Source organism: Mesorhizobium sp. Pch-S (assembly GCF_004136315.1).
Taxonomy (GTDB): domain Bacteria; phylum Pseudomonadota; class Alphaproteobacteria; order Rhizobiales; family Rhizobiaceae; genus Mesorhizobium.
This window is the reverse complement of the sequence record NZ_CP029562.1, coordinates 925,043-948,984: the sequence shown is the minus strand read 5'-3', so window position 1 is coordinate 948,984 and position 23,942 is coordinate 925,043. Positions and strand designations below refer to the sequence as shown.

21 protein-coding genes are annotated in these 23,942 nt (G+C 63.4%); 15 read left to right on the top strand and 6 right to left on the bottom strand.

Going from position 1 to position 23,942, the window contains the following annotated elements; all coding sequences use genetic code 11:
• The first annotated feature begins 51 nt into the window (after nt 1-51).
• The 8 genes from ehuB (at nt 52) to doeB (ending at nt 7,358) form a co-directional block, all read left to right on the top strand.
• Complete coding sequence (ehuB, locus tag C1M53_RS04420) at nt 52-903, top strand: ectoine/hydroxyectoine ABC transporter substrate-binding protein EhuB (protein WP_129411132.1); 852 nt, start codon at nt 52-54, stop codon at nt 901-903.
• Nucleotides 904-1,072: 169 nt separating this feature from the next.
• Nucleotides 1,073-1,732 carry an ectoine/hydroxyectoine ABC transporter permease subunit EhuC gene (gene ehuC / locus C1M53_RS04415; protein ID WP_129411131.1) on the top strand — a complete coding sequence of 220 codons (660 nt, stop codon included), beginning with the start codon at nt 1,073-1,075 and terminating at the stop codon, nt 1,730-1,732.
• On the top strand, nt 1,732-2,391 hold the full coding sequence (ehuD, locus tag C1M53_RS04410; RefSeq protein WP_129411130.1) for an ectoine/hydroxyectoine ABC transporter permease subunit EhuD: 660 nt from the start codon (nt 1,732-1,734) through the stop codon (nt 2,389-2,391). Before ehuC ends, ehuD begins: the two co-directional genes overlap by 1 nt.
• Nucleotides 2,388-3,167 (top strand): ectoine utilization protein EutA, encoded by a 780-nt coding sequence (gene eutA, locus C1M53_RS04405; RefSeq protein WP_129416019.1) that lies wholly within the window; start codon nt 2,388-2,390, stop codon nt 3,165-3,167. The genes ehuD and eutA overlap by 4 nt, the downstream gene beginning before the upstream one ends.
• Nucleotides 3,168-3,172: 5 nt before the next feature.
• The gene (gene eutB, locus C1M53_RS04400) at nt 3,173-4,153 is read left to right on the top strand and encodes a hydroxyectoine utilization dehydratase EutB (protein WP_129411129.1); all 981 of its coding nucleotides are present in this window, start codon (nt 3,173-3,175) and stop codon (nt 4,151-4,153) included.
• Nucleotides 4,150-5,142: a cyclodeaminase gene (locus C1M53_RS04395; RefSeq protein WP_129411128.1), complete on the top strand. Its 993-nt coding sequence runs from the start codon at nt 4,150-4,152 to the stop codon at nt 5,140-5,142. The genes eutB and C1M53_RS04395 overlap by 4 nt, the downstream gene beginning before the upstream one ends.
• Before the next feature lie 39 nt (nt 5,143-5,181).
• Complete coding sequence (gene doeA, locus C1M53_RS04390; protein ID WP_129411127.1) at nt 5,182-6,360, top strand: ectoine hydrolase DoeA; 1,179 nt, start codon at nt 5,182-5,184, stop codon at nt 6,358-6,360.
• A complete protein-coding gene (doeB, locus tag C1M53_RS04385; protein ID WP_165358040.1) occupies nt 6,318-7,358 on the top strand; it encodes a N(2)-acetyl-L-2,4-diaminobutanoate deacetylase DoeB in 1,041 nt (346 codons plus the stop codon). The genes doeA and doeB overlap by 43 nt, the downstream gene beginning before the upstream one ends.
• 51 nt (nt 7,359-7,409) lie before the next feature.
• On the opposite strand, the gene C1M53_RS04380 is transcribed toward doeB, so the two are convergent.
• Genes C1M53_RS04380 through C1M53_RS31990 form a run of 3 tightly spaced genes read right to left on the bottom strand, consistent with a single transcriptional unit; the run spans nt 7,410 to nt 10,866 of the window.
• The gene (locus C1M53_RS04380) at nt 7,410-8,516 is read right to left on the bottom strand and encodes a glycosyltransferase (protein ID WP_129411126.1); all 1,107 of its coding nucleotides are present in this window, start codon (nt 8,514-8,516) and stop codon (nt 7,410-7,412) included.
• 2 nt (nt 8,517-8,518) lie between these two features.
• Complete coding sequence (locus tag C1M53_RS04375) at nt 8,519-10,084, bottom strand: GumC family protein (RefSeq protein ID WP_129411125.1); 1,566 nt, start codon at nt 10,082-10,084, stop codon at nt 8,519-8,521.
• Nucleotides 10,085-10,122: 38 nt separating this feature from the next.
• On the bottom strand, nt 10,123-10,866 hold the full coding sequence (locus C1M53_RS31990) for a hypothetical protein (protein ID WP_245488444.1): 744 nt from the start codon (nt 10,864-10,866) through the stop codon (nt 10,123-10,125).
• A 4-nt stretch (nt 10,867-10,870) separates the two neighbouring features.
• Here C1M53_RS31990 and C1M53_RS31985 point away from each other — a divergent pair, with 4 nt between their 5' ends.
• A complete protein-coding gene (locus C1M53_RS31985) occupies nt 10,871-11,527 on the top strand; it encodes a hypothetical protein (RefSeq protein ID WP_245488443.1) in 657 nt (218 codons plus the stop codon).
• A 50-nt stretch (nt 11,528-11,577) separates the two neighbouring features.
• Here C1M53_RS31985 and C1M53_RS04365 read toward each other — a convergent pair whose 3' ends face one another.
• Nucleotides 11,578-12,960 (bottom strand): hypothetical protein, encoded by a 1,383-nt coding sequence (locus C1M53_RS04365; protein WP_129411124.1) that lies wholly within the window; start codon nt 12,958-12,960, stop codon nt 11,578-11,580.
• Between the two features lie 247 nt (nt 12,961-13,207).
• On the opposite strand from C1M53_RS04365, the gene wecB reads away from it, so the two are divergent.
• From wecB to C1M53_RS04350, 3 genes are read left to right on the top strand one after another with little or no spacing between them, the layout of a single operon-like run.
• Entirely contained in the window at nt 13,208-14,362 is a 1,155-nt protein-coding gene (wecB, locus tag C1M53_RS04360; RefSeq protein WP_129411123.1) for a UDP-N-acetylglucosamine 2-epimerase (non-hydrolyzing), read from the top strand.
• The gene (gene wecC, locus C1M53_RS04355) at nt 14,355-15,674 is read left to right on the top strand and encodes a UDP-N-acetyl-D-mannosamine dehydrogenase (RefSeq protein ID WP_129411122.1); all 1,320 of its coding nucleotides are present in this window, start codon (nt 14,355-14,357) and stop codon (nt 15,672-15,674) included. Before wecB ends, wecC begins: the two co-directional genes overlap by 8 nt.
• Nucleotides 15,671-16,474 carry a WecB/TagA/CpsF family glycosyltransferase gene (locus C1M53_RS04350; protein WP_129411121.1) on the top strand — a complete coding sequence of 268 codons (804 nt, stop codon included), beginning with the start codon at nt 15,671-15,673 and terminating at the stop codon, nt 16,472-16,474. Before wecC ends, C1M53_RS04350 begins: the two co-directional genes overlap by 4 nt.
• Nucleotides 16,475-16,500: 26 nt before the next feature.
• Here C1M53_RS04350 and C1M53_RS04345 read toward each other — a convergent pair whose 3' ends face one another.
• Nucleotides 16,501-17,952: an oligosaccharide flippase family protein gene (locus C1M53_RS04345; protein WP_129411120.1), complete on the bottom strand. Its 1,452-nt coding sequence runs from the start codon at nt 17,950-17,952 to the stop codon at nt 16,501-16,503.
• Nucleotides 17,953-18,135: 183 nt separating this feature from the next.
• Here C1M53_RS04345 and C1M53_RS04340 point away from each other — a divergent pair, with 183 nt between their 5' ends.
• Nucleotides 18,136-19,227, top strand: a complete 1,092-nt coding sequence (locus tag C1M53_RS04340) for a glycosyltransferase family 4 protein (protein ID WP_245488442.1) — start codon at nt 18,136-18,138, stop codon at nt 19,225-19,227.
• Entirely contained in the window at nt 19,224-20,645 is a 1,422-nt protein-coding gene (locus tag C1M53_RS04335) for a phenylacetate--CoA ligase family protein (protein ID WP_129411118.1), read from the top strand. The genes C1M53_RS04340 and C1M53_RS04335 overlap by 4 nt, the downstream gene beginning before the upstream one ends.
• A gap of 12 nt (nt 20,646-20,657) precedes the next feature.
• Here the strand turns inward: C1M53_RS04335 and C1M53_RS04330 are convergent, their stop codons facing one another.
• Complete coding sequence (locus C1M53_RS04330; RefSeq protein WP_129411117.1) at nt 20,658-21,905, bottom strand: cellulase family glycosylhydrolase; 1,248 nt, start codon at nt 21,903-21,905, stop codon at nt 20,658-20,660.
• A 108-nt stretch (nt 21,906-22,013) separates the two neighbouring features.
• Here C1M53_RS04330 and C1M53_RS04325 point away from each other — a divergent pair, with 108 nt between their 5' ends.
• The gene (locus C1M53_RS04325) at nt 22,014-23,942 is read left to right on the top strand and encodes a heparinase II/III-family protein (RefSeq protein WP_129411116.1); all 1,929 of its coding nucleotides are present in this window, start codon (nt 22,014-22,016) and stop codon (nt 23,940-23,942) included.

Genomic DNA, 23,942 nt, shown 5'->3' with positions numbered 1-23,942 from the left:
GGCGGCATCACCACCATCAACAAAAACCGAAAAAACATGGAGCTGGGAACAATGAGGACATTCGCAACCACGGCAGCAATCGCCGGTTTCGCGCTGGGCATGCTGGCCGCCACCACCGTGGGTGGCCGCGCTGACGACAGCAAACTCGAGCAGCTGAAGAGCCAGGGTTTTGCCCGCCTGGCGATCGCCAACGAGCCGCCCTACACGGCGGTGGCGGCGGATGGCAAGGTTTCGGGCGCTGCCCCTGACGTCGCCCGAGAGATCTTCAAGCGCCTCGGCGTTGCCGACGTCGCGGCGTCGATCTCCGAATATGGCGCGATGATACCGGGCCTGCAGGCCGGACGTTTCGACGTGGTGACGGCCGGCCTGTTCATGAAACCCGAGCGCTGCGCTGCCGTCGCCTATTCCGAGCCTGTGCTCTGCGACGCCGAAGCCATGCTGGTGAAGAAGGGCAATCCCAAGGGCTTCAAGAGCTATGAGGATGTCGCCAAGGACAGCGCCGCCACCATCGGCGCGCCGGGTGGCGGCACCGAGGAGAAGCTGGCGCTGAATGCCGGCGTGCCGCGCGAACGCGTCATCGTGGTGCCGGATGGTCAGAGCGGCATCAAGATGCTGCAGGACGGCCGCATCGATGCCTATTCGCTGCCGGTACTTTCCATCAATGACCTGATGAAGAAGGCCAACGATCCGAACCTCGAGGTCATTGCGCCGGTGCAGGGTGCGCCGGTCTATTGCGATGGCGCCGCCTTCAACAAGAAGGACACCGCATTGCGCGACGCCTTCGATGTCGAGCTGGCCAAGATGAAGGAGTCCGGCGAGTTCGCAAAGATCATCGAGCCCTACGGCTTCTCGGCCAAGGCCGCATTGTCGACGACGCGCGACAAGCTCTGCGCGGCCAAGTGAGTGATGCGGCTTTTCCTTCTCCCCGTTCGCGGGGAGAAGGTGGCCCTAAGGGCCGGATGAGGGGCAACGCCAGCCTTGAAAGGTTCGCGCAGTTCCTCGCCGGCCGGCCGGCAGCTTCGTTCCGCCAGGGGCAGGAAGCACGGCTCGTTTTCACCAACCGGAAGACCCCATGATCGACTGGTCCGGATATCTTGACCTGATCTTGCAAGGTGCGCTGGTCACCATCAAGCTGACGCTGATGGGATCGGTGCTGGCGCTCATCATGGCGTTCCTGGCCGGGCTTGGCAGGCTGTCGCGTTTCTTCGCGGTGCGTGCGCTGGCTACCGTCTATATCGAATTCTTTCGCGGCACCTCGATCTTCGTCCAGCTGTTCTGGGCCTATTTCGTGCTGCCCATGCTGGGCTTCGAACTGACGCCGCTGCAGGCCGGCGTGCTGGCGCTCGGCCTCAATGTCGGCGCCTACGCCGCCGAAGTCGTGCGCGGCGCCGTGCAGTCGATCGGCAAGGAACAGTATGAAGCCTGCACGGCGCTCAATCTGAGCCGCTGGCAGGGCATGCGCCATGTCATCCTGCCACAGGCCTTCCTGGTGATGCTGCCGACATTCGGCAACAACGCCATCGAGCTGCTCAAGGCTACGTCGGTGGTGTCGCTGATCTCGCTGGCCGACCTGACGTTCCAGGCGCAGGTGGTGCGCGCCCAGACCGGCAACACACTGGTGCCCTTCGCCACCATCCTCGTCATCTACTTCGTGCTGGCGATGCTGATTTCCTGGGGCACGCGCAGTCTGGAACGCCGCCTGTCGCGCGGTCTCGATGGAGTGCGCGTGTAATGGAATGGGATTGGGCCTTCGTCCGCGAGATCATGCCGACCCTGCTCGAGGGCGTGAAGATCACCATCCTGGCGACCATCCTGGGCTCCGTACTGGCGGCCGTGCTTGGGCTCGCCATCGCGCTTCTGCGGCGTTCGGAGAACCGTCTCGTCTCGCGCACGGTCGGCTTCCTTGCCGAATTCATCCGCGGCACGCCGCTTCTGGTCCAGCTCTACTTCATCTTCTACGTGCTGCCTGATTTCGGCCTGCTGCTGCCCCCGCTGACCGCCGGTGTCATCGGACTTGGCCTGCACTACGGCACCTATGCGGCAGAGGTCTATCGCGCCGGCATCGACAACGTGCCGCGCGGGCAATGGGAAGCGGCCAAGGCCTGCAATCTCAACGCCCGCCAGACCTGGATGCACATCATCCTGCCGCAGGCGATCCCGCCGATGATCCCTGCACTGGCCAACTATTTCATCGCCATGTTCAAGGAGACGCCGCTGCTTTCGGCCATCACGGTGCTGGAACTGATGAACCAGGCCAAGAGCGTCGCCAACACCTACTACCGCTATGTCGAGCCGATGACATTGGTGGGCGCCTTCTTCCTGGTGATCAGCCTGTTCTCGGTGGTGCTGCTGCGGTGGCTGGAACGGCGCTACGGCAAGGTGGAGAGATAGACATGGCACCTGATATCCATCTCCATCCGGAGCGCCCGGCGCTGGACCCGCGCCCGCTGGAAAGGCGTGTCGGCCTGATCATCCTGGCAACCGATCACACCACCGAGCCGGACTACCGGCGCATGGTGGCGAGCGAGCGCATCGGCGTCTATGTCGCGCGCGTCGCCTACGCCAATCCGACCACGCCGGAAAACCTGCGCAAGATGCAGCCGGCCCTGACCGAGGCTGCCGCCCTCATCCTGCCGGACGAGAAGCTCGACGCCATCTGCTATTCCTGCACCTCGGCCTCGGTCGTGATCGGCGACCTCGAGATCGAGGCTGCGATACAAACCGCCAAGCCCGGCGTGACCGTGGTGACGCCGCCGATGGCGGCCATGCAGGGTTTAAGGGGGCTGGGCGCCAAAACCATCAGCGTGCTGACGCCCTACACGATCGAGACCAGCCGGCCGATGGCGGAGTATTTCGTTCGTCACGGCTTCAACATAGCGTCGTTCACCTGCCTCGGCTTCGACGACGATCGCGAGATGGCCCGCATCGCGCCTTCGACGCTTGTCGAGCTGGCACGCCAGGCCATGCATCCGGATGCGGATGCACTGTTCGTGTCCTGTACTGCGTTGCGTTCGGCGCTTGCTGCTGTGGCGATCGAAGAAGCCATCGGCCGCCCCGTCGTCACCTCCAACCAGGCGACCGCCTGGAATTGCCTGAGACTTTGCGGCGACGACAGCGCCCATCCCGAATGGGGCCGGCTCATGACCTGCCCATTGCCGCGCGGCTGACAGCCATGGACAGCGTCACCTTCCAGCATATCCTGGTCGCGCGCGATCGCATCGCGGGCAAGATCGCTGCAACGCCGGTCGCAGCCTCCGTCACCCTGTCGGAGCGCCTCGATGTCCCGGTGTACCTCAAGCTCGAGCATCGCCAGACGACCGGCAGCTTCAAGCTGCGTGGCGCTTCCAATGCGATCGCGTGGCTCGACGCCGAAGACAGGAAACGCGGCGTCGTCGCCGCCTCGACCGGCAATCACGGCCGCGCGCTCAGCTTTGCCGCGCGGCTCGAAGGCATGCGCGCCGTCATCTGCATGTCCAGGCTGGTTCCGGCCAACAAGGTCGAGGAGATCCGCCGCCTCGGCGCCGAGATCCGCATCGTCGGCAACAGCCAGGATGATGCCCAGGTCGAGGTCGAGCGGCTGGCGGCGGAGGAAGGGCTGGTCATGGTGCCGCCCTTCGACCATCCGGCGGTGATCGCCGGGCAAGGTACGCTCGGCCTCGAGATCGCCAGCGCCGTTGCCGACGTCGAGACCGTGCTGGTGCCGCTGTCCGGCGGCGGGCTGGCGGCAGGCATTGCCGCGGCGGTGAAAGGCACCAGGCCGCACGCGAAAGTCATCGGCATTTCGATGCAGCGCGGCGCGGCGATGAAAGCCAGTCTCGATGCCGGCCGGCCGGTCCAGGTCGAGGAAATGCCGACCCTGGCGGACTCGCTCGGCGGCGGCATCGGTCTCGACAACCGGCTGACCTTTTCGATGTGCCGCGACCTGCTCGACGATGTCGTGCTGCTGTCCGAGGCGGAAATCGCTGCCGGCATTACCCACGCCTACAGCCAGGAGCGTGAGATCGTCGAAGGCGCCGGCGCGGTCGGTATCGCGGCGCTGCTGGCCGGCAAGGTCAGGCCGCGAGGCCCGGTCGTGCTGGTGCTCTCCGGCCGCAACATCGACATGGGCCTGCATCGCGACATCGTGTGCGGCAAGGAGGAGCTCGCGGCATGAGGCCAATGACCATCCTCACCGAAGCAGACCTGCGCCGCCTTGTGAAGCTCGATCTCGAGGCCGTGGCCTGCGTGGAAAATGCCTTCCGCGCGCTGGCCACGGAAAAGGTGGCGATGCCGCCGATCCTCAGGCTCGACATTCCCGAGCATCGCGGCGAAGTCGACGTGAAGACGGCCTATGTGCCTGGCATCGATGCTTTCGCCATCAAGATCAGCCCCGGCTTCTTTGACAACCCGAGGCTCGGCTTGCCGAGTACCAACGGGTTGATGGTGCTGCTGTCGGCAACGACCGGCGTCACCGAAGCGCTCCTGATCGATAACGGCTATCTCACCGATATCCGCACCGCAGCCGCCGGTGCGGTGGCGGCAAAACACCTTTCTCGCCCGGACGCCGCGTGCGCCGCCATCTTCGGCGCCGGCATGCAGGCGAAACTGCAACTCGAAGCGCTGAAGCTGGTGCGGCCGATCACTCAAGCGCGCATCTGGGCGCGCGATATCGCAAAGGCGGAGACGGCCGCCGGCGAACTGCGCGAGCGGCTGGGCATCGATGTGCGCGCCGAGTCCGACGCGGCGGAGGCGGCAGCCGGTGTGGACGTGATCGTCACCACGACGCCGGCGACCGAACCGCTGATCCATGCCGGCTTCGTCTCGGCGGGGCAGCACATCACAGCCATGGGCTCCGACGCCGAGCACAAGAACGAGATCGCGCCGGCGGTGATCCGCATGGCCGATCTCTACGTCGCCGACAGCGCCCGGCAGACGCGCCGGCTCGGCGAGCTGCACCACGCCATCGATGCGGCAGTGATGGCGGCCGATGCCGAGGTCACCGAACTCGGCCAGATCATCGCAGGCCGCAAGCATGGCCGGCGCAGCACGGCCGATATCACGCTTGCCGATCTCACCGGCACGGGCGTGCAGGATACCGCCATAGCAACGCTGGCGCGGGATCGGGCGAGGGCGGCGGGTGCCGGAACGATTTTTGAAAGCTGATGCGGCTCCACCAAGAGCCAAAACGAGGAAACTGGAAGAATGCAGCCCAATTTGAAGTTTTCGCGCGAGGAGTATGCGGAACGCCTCGCAAAGACACGCGCGGCCATGGAGGCCAAGGGTGTCGATGTGCTGATCTGCTCGGACCCTTCCAACATGGCCTGGCTGACGGGTTATGACGGCTGGTCCTTCTACGTGCACCAGGCAGTGATCGTGCCGCCGCATGGTGAGCCGATCTGGTACGGGCGCGGCCAGGACGCCAACGGCGCCAAGCGCACCGCCTATCTGAACCACGACAACATCATCGGTTATGCCGATCACTATGTGCAGTCGACCGAGCGCCACCCGATGGACTATCTCGCCGGTCTGCTTGCAAAGCGCGGCTGGGATGGCAAGCGGATCGGTGTCGAGATGGACAATTACTGGTTCTCGGCCAAGGCTTTCGCCTCGCTGCAGCAGCACCTGCCCAATGCGCGTTTCGTCGACGCCACCGCGCTGGTCAACTGGCAGCGCGCGGTCAAGAGCGCGACCGAGATCGACTACATGCGCAAAGCCGCCCGCATCGTCGAAGCGATGCATCAGCGCATCGTCGACAAGATGGAAGTCGGCATGCGCAAATGCGATCTCGTCGCCGAGATCTATGATGCCGGTATCCGTGGCGCAGACGGCTTCGGTGGTGATTATCCGGCGATCGTGCCGTTGCTGCCGTCAGGCGAGGATGCCTCCGCGCCACACCTGACCTGGGACGACAAGCCGATGAAGGCGGGCGAGGGCACTTTCTTCGAGATCGCCGGTTGTTATCACCGCTACCACTGCCCGCTGTCGCGCACCGTCTTCCTCGGCAAGCCGACGCAGGCGTTCCTGGACGCCGAGAAGGCGACGCTGGAAGGCATGGAGGCTGGGCTGGCGGCAGCGAGGCCCGGCAACACCTGCGAGGACATCGCCAACGCCTTCTTTGCCGTCCTGAAGAAGTACGGCATCGTCAAGGACAACCGCACCGGCTATCCGATCGGCATCTCCTACCCGCCGGACTGGGGCGAACGCACGATGAGCCTGCGCCCCGGCGACCGCACCGAGCTGAAGCCCGGCATGACCTTCCATTTCATGACCGGACTGTGGCTGGAGACGATGGGACTGGAGATCACGGAATCGATCCTGATCACCGAGACCGGGGTCGAATGCCTGGCCAACGTACCGCGCAAGCTGGTGGTGAAGGACTGACGATGTCGCGGTCTTCTCCCATTTCCGCGACCGTCGATTTCGACCGCGACGGCGTCCAGCACGGCTTCCTGCGGCTGCCCTACAGCCGCGACGATTCCGCCTGGGGTTCGGTGATGATCCCGATCTGCGTGGTGAAGAACGGCAGCGGCCCGACCGCGCTGCTCACCGGCGGCAACCATGGCGATGAATATGAGGGGCCTCTCGCCCTCTACGAACTCGCCCGCACGCTCGATCCGAAAGCCGTCGCCGGCTCGGTGATCATCGTGCCGGCGATGAACTACCCGGCATTCCGCGCCGGCACGCGCACATCGCCCATCGACAAGGGCAACATGAACCGCAGCTTCCCCGGCCGTCCCGATGGCACGGTCACGGAGAAGATCGCCGACTATTTCCAGCGCGAACTGCTGCCGCGCGCGGATATCGTCCTCGATTTCCATTCCGGTGGGCGCACCCTGGATTTCGTGCCGTTCTGCGCCGCCCATATCCTGCCCGACAAGAAACAGGAGGCCCGCGCCTTCGCGGCGGTCGAGGCGTTCTCCGCGCCTTTTTCGATGAAGATGCTCGAGATCGATGCGGTCGGCATGTACGACAGTGCTGCCGAGGAGATGGGCAAGGTCTTTGTCACCACCGAACTCGGTGGTGGCGGTACCTCGCGGGCCGAAACCGTGCGCATCGCCAGGCGCGGCATCCTGAATGTGCTGCGCCACGAAGGCATGGTCGACGGTGCGGTCGAGAAGCTGCCGACACGTTGGCTCGATATGCCTTCCGGCGACTGCTTCTGCTTTGCCGAGGAGGACGGCATGATCGAGACCATGGTCGATCTCGGCGAGCCCATCGAGGCCGGTGCTGTCGTTGCGCGCATTCATTCGACCGGCCGCACCGGACAGGCGCCGCAGGAAATCAGGGCTAGGATTTCCGGCCTGCTGACCGCCCGGCATTTCCCGGGCCTGGTCAAGGCCGGGGATTGTGTGTCGGTGGTGGCGGTCGTGGAGCGGTAAGCCGATACAGTGGAGAGAGCCTGCTAGGGAGCGGGCGCACCTCTCTTCCGTCTAGAGCAGCGCTTCGTAACGGTCGCCGATCTTTTCAATCGTGAAATCCGCGGCCCTGGCTGACAGCGCCGCGGCGGGGGTCGGCCGATCGAGCATCCTGCCCATGGCTTCCGCCAGGGCATTGGCGTCGCCAACCGGCACCAGGCTGCCGAAACGGCCGTCGCCAAGGATTTCGCGCGGGCCGTGTGGCGCATCGGTGGAGACAACCGGGACACCGGCAGCCATGGCTTCGACCAGGACATTGCCGAAGCCCTCGCTTGTCGACGACAGCGCGAACAGGTCGGCAACCGCATAGCAGGCTGCGGGATCGTCGACGTAGCCGGCAAACAGCACATCCTGCGCGATACCGATTTCCCCGGCATAGGCACGCAGTTCAGCGTCCAGCGGACCTTCGCCGAAGATGACGAGACGGGCATCCCGGCTGGCGCGCAGCCTTGCGAAGGCTTGCAGCAAGGTCCGATGGTCCTTGACGGGAACAAGACGTCCGGCCGTGATGATGACCGGGCCGTCACCCATGGCCTTCAGTTCTGCTTGCCAGGGGTAGTTGTGCTCCCGGAGTGGGGCCGGCGATGGCAGCGGGTTGTTGATGACGGTGACCTTGGATCTGGAAAAGCCATTTGCCACCAGGTCGCCACCGACGCCTTCGGAGACAGCGATGGCGCTGGTGGCGCGTGCCGCCACCAGCGACGAGAGATAGCCCGCCAGTCTGGCACCGATCCTGTTGGACGTGTGTGAAGCTGCGGCATGAAAGCTTGGAAAGAATTTGGCCCGGCTTGGTGCCAGCAACAGTGCCACCGCCATCAGCAGATTGGCGAATTCGGGAGCGCTGAAGACCGCGTCAGGAGCTAGCCGCCTCAGCACGCGCGCTCCCTGCACCACGCCTTTCAGCGTGTCGGCCTTGCTGTAGCCTTCGCCGTGAATGGCGAAGCTGAGATTGATCAGCTTCACGGCAGGCGAGCGCAAGGCAGCGTTGGGCCCTTCGGCATTCCAGGTGAACAGCGTGACGTCGTGGCCACGGGATGCCAGCTCATTGGCCATGAGGACGAAGACGCGCTCGGCGCCGCCGCCCCTCAGGCTGGCAATGTGGAAAACGATGCGCTTTGCCATGTTCAGGCGCCGGCGATGCTGGGTTCCCGGCGGCTGGGCGGACGGCGCATGTCGCGAAGGATGCCCCAGGCAATGGCAAGTAACATGCCAAGGCCAAAGCCGCCGACCGCTCCCGCACCGACCAGGATCGTCGTGCTGGGTGGCCACGAGCGCTTGTTCGGGGGCACTGCGGTGGAAATCACCTGGACGTTGGTGGTGTCGATCTGTCCGCGCTCGGTGATCTGCCGTGCGCGCGACAGGAAGCTCTCATAGATCGCCGTCTTCGATGCCGCATCGCGCAGAAGTTCGCGCAGGGCGACCTCCGACTCGTTGTCGGCGAAGACCCGGCCCTGCAGGTCGTTCATCTTGGCGTTGAGCGAAGCCAGCGAGGCCTTCGTCCTGTTCAGGTTGACCTTGGCCTGGTCGACGGTCCGCGCGTATTCGGCTCGCAGCTGCGTGCCCACGGTCTCCAGTTCCGTCTTGAGACGGACGATCGTCGGGTGGCGGGGCCCGAATGTCATGGCCTGCGAATCGATCTGCTGCCGCAAACCGTTTGCCCTGTCACGCAAGGCGGCAAGGGCCTCCGACGTTTCGGGGGCGGATGGGGTTCCATTGATACCCGAGGCGACCAGGGCGTCATAGTTCGCCTGCGCGGCGACGACGCGCGACTGTTCCTCGCCGATCTGGCTGTTGAGCTGTGTCATCGTCTGGGAGCTGACGAGCTGACCGTTGCTGGAGGACAGGCTGTGGCTGCGGCGGTAGGCCTCGACTTTCTCTTCGGCGGCCTGCACGTCGCTTTTGAGCTGGCCCAGGCGCGTATCGAGGGCGGCGGCGGCGCGACTGGCGCCGGAAGCCTCGGCGCTTGCCAGTTCTTCCTGGAAGTGCTTGACGATGGATTGTGAAATCTTGACGGCTTTTTCCGGAGTTTGCGCCGACACGGTGAGCGTCGTCACGAACGACCTTTCGTCCCCGCTCGTCTTGACCTTCAGCGCCAGGCTTTTCTGCGCGGCGAGTTTCGGGTCGGCTTTGGGAGCGTCGGCTTTGCCGGCGCTTCGGCTGGCGTCGAAGAATTCGGGATCGTTGTAGAGTTCAAGCTCGTCGACCACGCCGGAAAGCACGCTTCCCGAGGTCAGGATACGCTGCTTGCTGCGCGTGGTCAGGATCTGGCCATCGACCTGGCCCGATTGAGGGTAGAGGTCGTTCTGGATGACCTGCAGATTGGCGGGATTGATCAGGATATCCGTGGTCACCGTATACAGCTGCTTGCCCAGCATCGAATAGGCGCCGCCGACGATCGCGCCGACGATAGCCAGCAGGAATGCCAGCAGAAGACCGGAGCGCAGCCAGACGAACAGGCGGCGGAAATCGAGCTCGAGGAAAGTCCCGATCTTGTCCAGCGTCACCGTGGCGACCGGCACGGCTGCCTGCGGCTGTGGCGCATGCGGCGGGGGATTCGTAAGCGCGCGAGCCGCGCTCGAGGTACCTTGCTGGAGCTTTGCCGCGCTGGCGCGCCGCGCATTTTCGATGCGCTCGTAAGGGCTGATACCGGCGTCCGCCGCAGAAGTAGGTGGGCGGGTACCCGCGGACATGTGCTAACCCTTGCTATTCTTCATCTCGCACAGATGGCTTACAGAAACATCGTTAACATTTTATTTTCCATGTTTGGACATAACTTGATAACCGGCATGTCCCGACCGTCCGGCGAACCTGCGGATCTGGTGCCGGACCATCGTGTGAATTGGAATAGGCTATGAGCAGCCTGACTGCCGGATCGGAACAGCTGTCCAGCCGGATGCGCCGCCAGAACGCGCTGACGCTTCTGTTTTTCCTGTGCGCGGCCGCCGCCTTGCTGATCCGTTTCACCGTGTCGCAGCAACTGATGAATATGGTCGTCAACTACACGGAAGACGGCGGCCCCTTCTATCAGAAGCTCCATCTCGGCACCTACGCCATCTTCTTCCTGTGCGCGGTTGTCCTTTTCAGCCGGCCCTTCCTGTTGCGTGGCGACGAGATCAGCGTCTTCAAGGCACTGCTCCGCTATTCGGTGCTGGTCTTCGTTCTGGTGCCTTACCTTTTCGCCGCCGGCCGCGCCGGTGCGTCGGGTTTTGTGGTCGACACCTATCTGGTGGCCGGCGCCGCCGGCCTGATGATGCTGGCCCTGAACGAGGACGCAAGACGAGCATTGGGGGACGTGGTGCTCGTGACGCTGATCCTGAGTGCCGCGATCGGCATCATGGAAGTCGCCACCCAGCATCGTCTTCTGCCCTTCACCGAAAGCGAACCGGTGTTCAGGCCAATCGGACTGGCGGGACATCCGCTGGCATTGGGCGGGCAGTGCGCCATCGCAATCGGCTTCGACCCGCTGGCGCATATGGGTGCGGGTGCTCTCGATCCTGATCCTGTTTGTCGGCACCGCCGCATCGGGCGCGCGCACCGCCCTCATCCTGACCGTGGGCGAGATATTCATCCTGCTGATGTTCGTACGCTGGCCCCGGCTGACGACCGAACATCAACGCGAGGCCAAGTTCGTCGTGCTGCTGTTTACCGCGGTCATTGGCGTGGCGATGGTCGCCGGGATGCTTTCCGCCGGCCTCCTGAGCCGGTTCGACAACACGATCTTCGACGCGAACTTCATGGCGCGCGTGACGATCTACCAGGTTTTCGGACTGGTCAGCTGGAAGGACATCCTGTTCGGGATGGACGCCAACGAGCTGCTGAGGATCGTGAACGAGCAACTGGGGCTGCCCCATATCGAGAGCGCGCCAGTGGTCTTCGGCCTGCTGTTCGGCGTGCCCATAGCCATACTCTTCTTCGCCTTGATCCTCTGGCTCATCTTCAAGCTGCTGCGTGAAGCGCCGCTGCCGGCGAGGGTCGCCACCACCGTCTTCCTGCTTGCCTCGCTGTCGAACAACGCCCTGTCGTCGAAGACGCCGGATGTGACGATCATGGTGGTCTTGCTGATTGCCACCAGGAAGCCGCAGGAGGTTCCGCCCGCGGTTACCTTCGAACAGGCCCGCGTTCGAGCCGGCTGATCCGGTGGATCCGCTTCGTCGGCAGCAACCGCCGGCTTGATGGCAGAGACTTAGCCGGCGCTATCCACGACTTCGACGCGACCTGCGCGGTTGAGCGTATGGATGCCGGCACGTGCCCATGCCGGTCCGGGGCAGATCGGACGCGGTGGCGAGAAGCGGACGTCGCTGTCGTCCAACTGGTCCAGGCTCATCAGGCCGAGACCGCCGCCATAGGCGCGCGAGCCGTCCTGAACCGGCAACATCAGCTTTGCGCCGTGACGGAAAATGGCGCCACCAGGCCGGGCTGCCGAGTGATCGACGGCGATCGGGTTCAGGGCATGGGCAGCCCATGGTCCGCGCAGTGAAGGGGCGCTGTAGATAGCCAGTGTATCCGACGCGCTGCCGAAGCCGTATCGTTCGGTGCCCAGCAGCCAGAAGCGACCATTGGCTTCGAGCAGCGTCGCATCATTGAAATCGCTGTCTTTCATCAACACCGTGTCGCGGATCCACCGGTCGGGAAACTGCTCGGCACGGTAGAGCACGACTTCGCGCGCCGAACCGCTCTCGGGGATCATGAAAATCTCGCCGTCGCGGGCGAACACCTGCGGATATGACAGGTGGTGTTTTTCCTCGAGTACGATCCGTGGAACGCCGAACGTGCCGTCGTCGCCAAGCTCGGCGACGGAAATCACGCCACGGCCCGTCGCATAGGGAAATTCCTCGACAAACAGGAAGTGGCGGCCATCGTGCTCGAAGACAAACGGGTCTGCGTAGAAACGTTCACCGTCGTCGGGAAGAACGCTGAAGGGTGAGCCGTCTAATTTGCCGACTTCGGCAACTCCCGGCCCATCGATCAGCCGGTAGGCAACCTGCCAGTAGAACGGGCGTCGTCTTTGCTGGTATTTCTGCACGGCGCGATTGACCACACCCTTGCAGAAATAGGGCACAGCGTGGCGGATGAAGCTGCCATCCTTTCCGGTGGGCCGCACTCTGTCGGCGAGCGGCTCGATCTTGCCCGCAAAGAAACGGGCAACGCTCTGCATGATCAGCGATATGGCGCCGGCAAGCAGGTCGTTCGATGTCCGGGAAAGCCAGAACTTGTCCGAGAGCATCGGGCGGGCCCGCGCCACCACGACGCCATCGAGACGGGCAGCAAGTTCAGGCGCGGGGCCGCCGGCCAGGAAGGCCGTGATGCCGACAGGAAAGGTGCTCCTGCCGCAGAACTCGAGCGTCAGGATTGGAGCAGCCTGCGCCGTGGCGGAGGCCGTGAGGTCGATGACGAGGTCCGGCGCTCCGAGATCTACGGAAGGCAGCGGCTTTGCGCGTGTTGCCAATGAAGAACCATAACGACAACTCTCGATGGCCAGGACGGCATCGAGCGCCAAAGTTCTGGGCGCAGCCACCATTGCAGGCCGGCTCGAGACAACGTGGCCCGAGGCGCCCAGCCGCTGCATAAGCTCATTCTCCCAGCGTCGGGACGAGCCGGCGTGGCTGATAATTAAAATGTTACCCAAGCCCAGGTATTCTCTTTAAAGTGACTCTGTTTTGATATCTGCAGGTATAGTTCTTAGCAAGGGATACTCGAGGGGGCATGGGATTCGCCATTAATCAAGTGGTAATATTTTCCACAGGGGAGACGCTTCCTGACGCTATTGTCACATGGCTGGGCGGCAACGCGGACCTTGGCGGCCAAGGTCAACCATGAGCACTGTTTCGCATTCCAAGTCGCACGGCAAACGAAAACTGTTGATCGTGTTCGGCACAAGACCTGAAGCGCTTAAATGCTTTCCGGTTGCGCGTGCTGCACTGGCCCACCCGGACTTCATAACCGAAATCTGCGTCACCGGCCAACATCGCGAGATGGTGGCGCAAGTCATCGAGCTGACCGGTCTGCCGGTACATCATGATCTCGACATCATGCAACCGGGCCAGACCTTGTTCGACGTGACTTCGCGCGTGCTTCTCGGCATGGCCGACGTGCTCGACAAGTCCAGGCCGGACATCGTGCTCGTGCAAGGCGACACCACCACCGCGATGACCGCGGCGCTGGCCGCCTTCTACAAGCGCATTCCGGTCGCCCACATCGAAGCCGGATTGCGCAGCCACAACATCAATTCCCCCTTTCCCGAGGAACTGAACCGCAAGATCGCCGGCGACATCGCCACCTGGCATTTCGCGCCTACTGCGGAAGCGCGCGACAATCTGCTTGCCGAAGGAAAGGCCGCCGATACCATCTTCGTGACCGGCAACACGGTCATCGACACGCTGCTGCATTTCTCCAGCGAGATCGACGCCGATGCCGAGATGAACGCCAGGCTTGCCGCGCGTTTTCCTTTCATCGACCCGACGAAGAAGATGATCCTCGTCACCGGTCACCGGCGGGAAAATTTCGACGGTGGCATTCAGCGTATCTGCAGCGCGCTGAAGACACTGGCGATGCGCAAGGATGTGCAGATCGTCTACCCGGTCCACCCAAACCCCAACGTGCGGCTGGTGGTCGAGAAGGAGCTGGGCGGCGTGGCGAACATCCACCTGATCGACCCGCAGGACTATCTGCCGTTCCTGTATCTGCAGAAGCAGAGCTATCTGGTGCTGACCGACAGCGGCGGCGTGCAGGAAGAGGCGCCGTCGCTTGGCAAGCCGGTACTGGTGATGCGGGAGAATACAGAGCGCCCCGAAGGTGTCGCCGCGGGTACCGCACGGCTTGTTGGCACCGACATCGAAAAAATTCTGTCCAATGCCAATAGCTTGCTCGATGATGAGAGCATCTATCGTGGTATGGCGGAGCGACACAATCCATATGGCGATGGCCTCGCCGCGATCCGGATCATTGAGGAACTACAGCACCATGGCTGAAATCAGAACCGTTTCCGTTATCGGCATGGGTTACATCGGCCTGCCGACCTGCGCCATCTTTGCCAGCCGCGGGTTCGATGTCATCGGCATCGATGTCAACGAAGCGGTGGTGGCGAAGGTCAATCGTGGCGAGATCCACATCGTCGAACCCGACCTGGACGGTTTGATCCAGAAGGTCGTCGCCAATGGCAAGCTCAAGGCCTTCAATACCCCCCAGCCGGCTGATGCCTATATCATCGCCGTTCCGACTCCGATTACCGAAGACCACAAGCCGGATGTGAGTTACGTGCTTGCTGCGGCTCGCAGCATCGCTCCGGTGCTGAAGCGTGATGATCTCATCGTGCTGGAATCGACGTCGCCCGTCGGCACGACACGCGTCATGACGAACCTGCTTGCCGAGTTGCGGCCGGATCTCAAATTTCCCGTCACGCATGGCGAGGAGGCGGACGTACTGGTCGCCTACTCCCCTGAGCGCGTGCTGCCGGGAAAGGTGCTGACCGAGCTCATCAACAACGACCGCTCCATCGGCGGTCTGTCGCGCAAGTCGTCGGAACGAACCGCCACACTTTATTCGAGCTTCGTCGCCGGCGATCTCTTCATAACGCAGGCCGAAAGTGCCGAGCTTGTGAAACTGACCGAAAACGCGTTCCGCGACGTCAACATCGCCTTCGCCAATGAACTCGCGGCGGTGTGCCAGGATCTGTCGCTCAATGTCTGGGAGGTCATCGATCTCGCCAACCGGCATCCCCGTGTGAACATCCTCCAGCCGAGCCCGGGTGTCGGCGGCCATTGCATCGCGGTCGATCCGTATTTCATCATCGACGCCGCACCCAACAGCACGCGGCTGATCAGTTCGGCGCGCCGCATCAATTCCGAGCGCCCGCTGTCGGTGGTCAGGGATATCGAGGCATTGCTCGACCCGAACCGTCAGCAGACGATCGCCTGCCTTGGCCTGAGCTTCAAACCCAACATCGACGACATGCGCGAGAGCCCGGCTGTCGAGGTGGTGAAACTTCTGTCCAGGATCCCCAACCTCAAGATCGTCGCGGCAGAGCCCAATGCGCGCGCCCTGCCACGCGAGCTCGAAGGCCACGACATCGCATTCACCGACGCGCTTTCTGCCATCGATCAGTCCGATATCGTCGTTCTGCTGGTCGATCATCGGCAGTTCAATTTCGTCGACCCCGAATCGCTCAAGGACAAGAAGCTGGTCGACACCAGAGGTCTCTGGACTTGGCGCAAGGCGCGCAAGCCCGATGCCCGCATCGAAGGCAAGAAGTCCGCGCCGGAGCGGGCTGGAGAGGCCGCATGACCATGCATGATGCTGCATGGGCACAACATCCCCTGTTGGCATCACGGCGTCGGGAATTTCTCGACGCGCCGATTCATGCCTTGACCATGGCCGAGACGCTCGCCGTCGCCGACGAGGCAATGGCCGCGCATCGACCGCTGCACCACGTCGTCGTCAACGTCGCCAAGCTCGTGAACATGCGCAAGAACGCCGAGCTGCGCGACGATGTGATCACGGCGGATCTGATCAATGTCGACGGCAAGGGAGTGCTCTGGGGCGCCCGGCTCTGCGGTGTCAAGCTGCCTGAGCGGGTCACGGGCGTCGATGTCATGATCAACGTGCTCGCCCTGTGTGCAAGGAAGGGCTACCGGCCGTTTCTCCTGGGGGCCGAACAGCATGTTCTCGATGCGGTGGAAAGCCAGTTGGCGATCGACCATCCGAGCCTGGTCATTGCCGGCAAGCGCAATGGTTATTTCAAGGCCGAGGAGGAGCCGGAGATCGTCCATGCCATCAATGCCTCGGGCGCGGACTGCCTGTTCGTGGCGATGCCGACACCGAGAAAGGAGCGTTTCCTCAAGCGTTACCGTGATGATCTCAAGCCGAGCTTCGTGATGGGCGTGGGCGGCAGCTTCGACGTCTATGGCGGCAAGGTCGCCCGGGCGCCGAGACTGGTTCAGGCACTCGGCATGGAGTGGCTGTTTCGCGTCGCACAGGAGCCTCGGCGCTTGTGGCGGCGTTACTACGACACCAACACCGCCTATGCATGGCTGCTCTGCCGGGAGTTCTGGCACCGTCGCATACGCGGGAATGCAACCTCCTAGGCCGTACTCGGATAGCAGCGCGGCCTTTACCTCCTGCCTTGCAGGATCGGCAGTCGCGCCTTGACCTTGTCGATGAACAGCATCGCCTCGGTCGGATAGAACATACAGATCAGCGCAAAGAAGGTCGCGGTACCGGCGCTGCCGCCGGCTGCCAGCGGCAGGATCGGCGGCGCATGGCTGAGCAGGGCCGCGGTGAGGGCGGCAGCCACGCCAGTGCTCGCGGAGATGATGACGGAAACGCCGATGTCGCGCCACGGCACGGGCACCGGCGTCAGCCTTTGGGCGATGACGATGCAACTCGCCAGGGCCGCGACCGATCCGCCCGCCAGAGCCAGGGCGGCACCCAGTTCCGCCATGGTGGGGATCAGCAGGAAAGACAGCGAAATCGTCCCGACCGAGCCGACGAAATTGACGATGATCAGTAACCAGGGTCGTTTGTGCGCGTGCACCACGACACCATAGACGAAGGTTGCGAGATTGGTGCAGAGCACGCTGAAGGCGATGACCGGAAACAGCAGGCCGAAGCGGCCATGATAGTCAGCAGGCAGCATGAGCCGTGTGATGTCGGTGCTGAGCGCCACCAGCATTGCCGCGACCGGCAGGCAAAGGCGCATCATCAGGGCCATGAGTTGCGACAGCAGACGGCTTGACGCCTCGGGCCCCTCTTCGTCGAAGCGGTTCACCACTTCCGGGAAGGCGCCGGTGTTGATTGCATTGGCAATCATGTCGATCGGCTGTCGGGCCAACGCATAAGCTGCAGCAAAGACCGCCACGGCGCTGGCGTCGTAATAGACCTTGAGGAACAGTCGCTCGGCGCTGTTCAGACCGAAGCCGACCAGGGCCATGATGACCAGGGGAGCGCCGAAGGCAAAAAACTCCTGGCGCGTGAAGCGTGACGGACCCGGAACGATGTGTCGGGATGCGACGATGCCCGCCGTGATACCGGCAATCAGCATGCCGAGGCTAGAGCCGAGGGACACCGCCAGGAAGGAGCGCTGGAACAGGAAGACGGCGGCGATCGGCAGGACCAGCTGCAGCAGGCTGCGCAAGGCTTCGAGCATCGAATAGACCGAATGCCGCTGCTGCATCTGCAGGACGGTCAAGGCAAAGCGGCCGATGGAGCCGGCGATCAGGTAGCTGCCGACGGCTAAGGCAAACTCGCCCCAATGCTCCGGCACGATGAGCACCGAGGCAATCGCGGAGATGACCAGTGCAATGGTCGTCGTGGCCAGAAGCACCTGTCCCGCCAGGATCAGGCTGCCCTTGCTGATGTCGCCCTTGCCGCCGAGTCTCAGCAGTGAAATGCGCAGCCAGCTGGTGACGGCGACATCCGTCATTTCGCCGACCGTAACCACCAGCGTCAGCAGGCCATACTGGTTCTGGTCGATCATGCGGGTCATGATGACCAGCAGGAGCAAAGCGGAAATGCGTGTCAGCAGGATCGCCGGGGCGTATATAAGCGTTGAGCGAAGCAGCAAAGGGTTTTCCCCGGACAATTCCGCCTGATTAACCGTTGGGAGGCGGGAAATCCAGCATCATGGCACTAAAGAACAGCATATCACTTCGGCCATAAGCTTTATTTGAGACCTTTGCTTTACGGCTGGGTCGCGTGTGTTATCCGCAATGGTGTCATGTTGCAGCCTTCCGCAAGCCATCAAAAAATGCATGTCCTGGTCGCAACGCCCTCGGGGGGGCTGGGGCAAGGCGGCATCGACCGGCTGATGGGCGCGCTCAAGCTGCAGCTCGAACGGCAGGACAGCGCGGACATCGACGTGCGCTTCATCGCTACCCGCGGTCCGGGACATGTCGGACTTTCGGTCTTCTACACGCTCGGTTTCTGTCTGCGCATGCTTGCGGCGCGCCTCGCCGGGCGCGCCGATGTCATTCACATCAACGTGGCGAGCATGGGCAGCACCTACCGGAAGCTGGTCATTGCCAGGTGCGCGCGCATGCTCGGCATTCCTTACGTGCTGCATCTGCATGGCGCGGAATACAGGTCTTTCTGGAGTGGGGATGGCGGTTTTCTCGACCGCCGCATCCGAAGCATGTTCGAACATGCCAGCCGGGTCGTCGTGCTGGGCAGGGTCTGGCGCGACTTCATTGCCGGCCGCGCGCCGGGTGCGGCCGGCAACATCGTCATCGTGCCCAACGCTACTGAAACGCCGTTGCTGGCGCATGTCGGCGGTGGTGACGGCATTCATATCCTGTTCCTGGGTCGTATCGGCGAACGCAAGGGCGTGCCGCAACTGTGCGATGCCCTGGCGAACATGAAGTCCGTCGAGCATTGGCGTGCCACGATCGCCGGAGACGGCGAGGTCGAGGAGACGCGGGCGCGACTGACGGAACTCGGCCTCGCGGATCGCATCCAGCTTCCTGGATGGGTTGGGCCCGATCAGGTTGCGGCTCTGATCGCGTCCGCCGACATCCTGGCACTTCCCTCCTTTGCCGAAAATCTGCCTGTATCGGTCATCGAAGGCATGGCCAGCGGCCTCGCTGTGGTGACGACGCCGGTTGGGGCGGTGGAAGATATTGTGACCGATGAGCAGAATGGTTTGCTGGTTCCTCCCGGTGACGTCGTGGCATTGACGAAAGCGTTGACGCGCCTGGTCGAAGATCCGGCACTGCGGACGCGCCTTGGCGAGGCCGCCAAGGCCGTGCATCGCGAGCGGCTGGAAATTGCTCCGTTCGCAATGGCATTGCAGCGCGTGTGGCGCGATGCGTTGATCGGCAAGCGACGGGAGGCAAGATCATGAAGTTGCTCGACATCGCGCGCGGCGCCTATGTGCGCAGCCCTGAGCCTCTGCGACGGCTCCTGGCGCCGCTGGTGGCGCGCGTCCCGACCGCGATGAAGTTCGGTGCGACATATCGTTCATGGCGGGAACAGATCACCCAGGCGGCTGCGGATCCTGCCTATGCCGGGCATGCGCATCTGGCCGCGCTGCGGGCGCTGCTGCAGAAAGCGCATGCGGGCAGCCCCTTCTATCGCGGCTTGATCGACAAGGCCTTTGGTTCCGGCTTTGACCTTGCGACGTTGCAGCTCACTGACCTCGGCCGTCTGCCGGTACTCACCAAACAGGCTCTGCGCGATGCAGGCAACGACGTGTTGGCGGAGCCGGCATCGAACCTCGACGAAGCCACGACCAGCGGAAATCACACCGAGCAGCCCTTTGTCTTCTACCTGGACAAGGATCGCAGCACCCGCGAGATCGCCTTCGTCTATGACGCGTGGTCGCGCATCGGCTATGGCGAGCAGACAGCCCGCGCCTGCTTCCGTGGCTTTGGCCTCGATGCCCAGGGCAAACGCCTGTACGAGTGGGAGCCGGCGTTGCGCGAGCTACGGCTTTCGGTGTTTCCGATGACAGTCAAGGACGCCGCCTTGTATCTCGACCTGATCGACGAGCGCGGCATTCGCTTCCTCTACGGCTATCCTTCGGCGATCGAGTTGTTCTGCCGGCATATGCGCAAGCTCGGCCGGATACCGAAGCTGCGCATCGAAGGCATCATGCCGATTTCCGAACCTCTTTTCCCTCATCAGCGTGCCAGCATCCAGTCCGTGCTCGGCGAGGTACCTTTTGCCTGTTTCTACGGCCTGAGTGAAAAGGCGCTGTTCGCCGTTGAAATGCCCGGACGCATGGACAGCTACGAATTCAATCCGCTTTACGGGCTGGCGGAGCTGGTCGACGATGATGACGCGCCCGTTGTGGAGCCCGGCAAGCTGGGACGGCTCATCGGGACCGGCTTCCTGTCCACCGGCATGCCGTTCATTCGCTATGATACCGGAGATCGTGCCCGGCTGCTCGAACTGCCCAGTGCTGAAAACGGCCAGCGGTTGCGGGTCGACGCCATCATGCCGCGCCGCAACATCGATTATCTGATCGCCGCCGACGGCAGCCACGTGGTGAGTCTGTCACTGGCGCCGGAGGATCCGATTTTCTTTGAAGGATTGCAGGAATTCCAGTTCTATCAGGATACGCCGGGTGAGGCGGTGGTTCGCTATATTCCGGTCGATGGGGCGATTGGTGATCCAGCCGAGCGGCTGATCGCCAACCTGAATGGGCAGACCCACGGCGCCATCCGTTTTTCGGCGGAACAGGTCGAGCGCATTGCCTGGGGGCGTGCCGGCAAGCGCGCCTTTGTCGAGCAGCGTCTCAACATGGCAGACTTCGAATAGGAGCCGCGGGTCTCATGGCACGAGACCCAGCGCTTTCAACAGATCACGGTCCGGAAGCGCAGGTCCTGTGGGCTGAATGACCGTCATCCCGTCGGGATTGGTGAACTCCCAGATCGACCACGGCATGCCATAGCGCTCCGCCAGCTGCCGCACCACCGTCAGATAGCGAAGGCGATCGGCATCGAAGGCTCCCATGCGGCCATCGGCGGACATCAGGATGACGCCGAATTCACCCATGAACAGCCGCTTGCTTGCGATGTTGTTGGCTTTGGCCCAATCAGCCGCCTGCTGGAAAACCGCCTCGAGCTGGCTCGGTCCCCAGTTTTCGGCGAAATACTGGGCGATCCTCTCGCGCGCCGAAACCGTATTCATCATGCGCTCGACCTGGCTGAGACCGGCAGCCTCCATCTGTGCGCCGAGGGTTTCGATCACGATCTCCGGCGTGCCGCTGTCGGCGGGCCACGGCAGGCCCGATGCAAAGGTCGTTGTTGTACCGTCCGGCCGCTGATGCGTGAAGCTGTGCGGCTCGTACATGTGGAAGCTGTAGTAGAGATTGGGATCGTCGAAGTCGGGTTTCAGGTTGACCAGTCCGGCAACGCTGCCGCCGCAGCCACCCGTCGCGACGATGGTGAGGTCGCGACTGACCCCACGGATATCGCGGACCGTGTCCGACATGATCCGCTGCCAGTCGTCGCTGCCGCTTGCATCGCAAGGATAGTGGGTCGGCTCGTTGTAGGGCTCGAAGGCGACCTTGTCGGTGCCGACCCCGACCAGCATGGCAGCCACTGCCGTGACCATGGCGCGATAGCGGGCGACGTCCTCACTGTCGGCGCTGCCGGAAAACATCCTGAGACCGTAGGCCGGAACCTGTTCGACGCTGTGCAGGTTGAAGACCACCTTGAGCCCGTTCGACGTGACGTGCGCCACAGCCGAAGCAAGGATGTCCAGGGCCTGCTGGCGCCTGGCGCCATCGCTGGCGAGCAGGGGCCCCGGGTCGACGGTCAGGCGGACGAAATCAAACCCCATGGACCGGATGCTGGCAAAGACCTCGCCGTCGGGCCAGTCGGAGAGGGGCCTGCCTGCGCCCAGCCATTGCTTTTCGGTTCGGTACGGCGGCCATTTGTAGGAGCGGTCTGGTTCGACCGGAGACCAGTTCAGCCATCCGTGCACGCCAACACCTTTTTGCAAGGCAATAGGTTCGGCTTTGGCGGCTGTGATCAGCGAGAGTGCCCATATTGCGATAAACGCCACTATTCTCATCGCCAATCTCCGTATCATTATCGAAGATATTAACCGGGGGAATGCAAAGGAAGCATTGCGGTCAGATGGCGTCCCGGCGGCATGGAGCATAACTGTGGCGGAGCTTGCATGAGGATCGGCTGGTACATCAACCGGTTGCGCAGCATGAGCCCGGCCGAGATCTTGCACCGGCTGGGGGAGCACCGCCGCAAGGTTGTTTCCAGGCGCCGCGACGATGGCTGGCAGCGCTATGGTTCACCCCAACTGCATCCCGTGTTCCACGGATTGAGGGGCGCCGTACAGGCAAACGCGAATGCGGACCAACGGCAGGCCATCACGGCCGCCGCCGCGGACACGCTTGAGGGGCGTTTTTCCGCACTCGGGCGGACATGGCCGCCGCGCGATCGCCATCGTCTCTTTGCCGCCGAGGCCTGGCGCCTCGATCCGGTCAGCGGCACGCTCTGGCCGGGTCCGGAAGTGCATGCCTTCGATGTCGACTTCCGGTCGGCCGGCGACCGCGGCGACATAAAATATGTCTGGGAGTTCAACCGGCTGCAGCAACTGCCGCCACTGGCTGTGCAGTGGCTGCTCTCGGGCGACGGCAAATGCCTGGAGGCCATCGAGGCCGCCATCGACAGCTGGCATGCCGCCAATCCGCCGTTTCGTGGAGTGGCCTGGGCTTCCGGCATCGAGGTCGCTTTGCGCGCCATCAGCCTGATCGTGACGCTGGATATTGCAGGCGACAAACTGGCTGTGGCGACACGCGGCAAGACAGGCGAAATACTGGCGGCAAGTGCCTACTGGCTGCCGCGGTTCCCCTCCCGGTTTTCGTCCGCCAACAACCATCTCGTCGCGGAACTGGCTGGCGAATATTTGATCAGCCTGGCTTTCGGCTCCGAATCCGTCTCCGCGCGTGCAGCGCTTGTCGCCGAAGTCGACAAGCAGATCCTCGCGGATGGCGCTGGCGCCGAGCAAACCCCGACCTATGCGGCCTTCACGGCCGAGCTCATCCTGCTCTGCGCCACCGCGGCTCGTCAGGCCGGATCGCCGTTTCCCACCTCCGTCGATGCGCGCCTGGCCGCTTTCGCCGAGTTCGCGGGCTGGCTTCCTGCGCGGGGCGGCGGCTTCGGCGACGACGATGAGGGGCGGGCGCTCACGCTGGGAGACGAGCCTGATTATGTCCGCTCGGTCGCGGCCGCCATCCACGGTTATCTCGGCATGGCGGGCGATGCTCCGGCGCCAGGCGATTTTCGCGCGCTTTTCTTTGGCGCTCCATCGCGTCAGGCACCGACCCCGGATGGATTGCGCACGTTCGCGCAAGGCGGTCTCTCCGTCTGGCATGGGACGATGAACGGTCGCCGCATCGACCTGACATACGATCACGGCCCGCTTGGCTATCTCTCGATCGCAGCGCACGGCCATGCCGATGCGCTGTCGCTCACCTTGTGTATCGACGACGAGCCGGTGCTGGTCGACCCCGGCACCTGGCTCTACGGCTCGGGGCGCGAATGGCGCAACTGGTTCCGCTCCACGCCGGCGCACAACACCCTGAACATAGAGGGGCAGAGCCAGAGCATCATTTCGGGTCCGTTCAACTGGTCGCACAAGGCGCGCGCGACATTGGTCGAGAGCCAGGACGGGCTGCCCTGGAAGCTCAGTGCCAGCCATGACGGGTACAAGGCCCGCTTCGGCGTCGTACACCGGCGCACCGTGACCGGCGAGGTCGACGGCATCCGGATCACCGACCAATTGCTCGGCGGCAGCCATAAGGCTGAGATCGTCTTCCAGCTCGCGGCCGGCCTCGAGGCAAGCCGGGAGGGCGGCACGGTCAGGGTATCACGCGGCGAGGAGACGCTGCTGACCATCCGCTTTCCGGATGGCGCGGTCGATATCCGCGCCGGCGGCGATGCGCCTGGCCAGGGCGGCTGGGTCTCGCCACGTTTCGGTGTCAGGCAACCGGCACCGCGGCTTGCCTGGCGGGGCGAGGTCGGCAGGGACGGAGTTGCCATCCACCTTGCGGTCCCACCCCGGCTTTCCGTGCAGTCCGACATCCTTTAA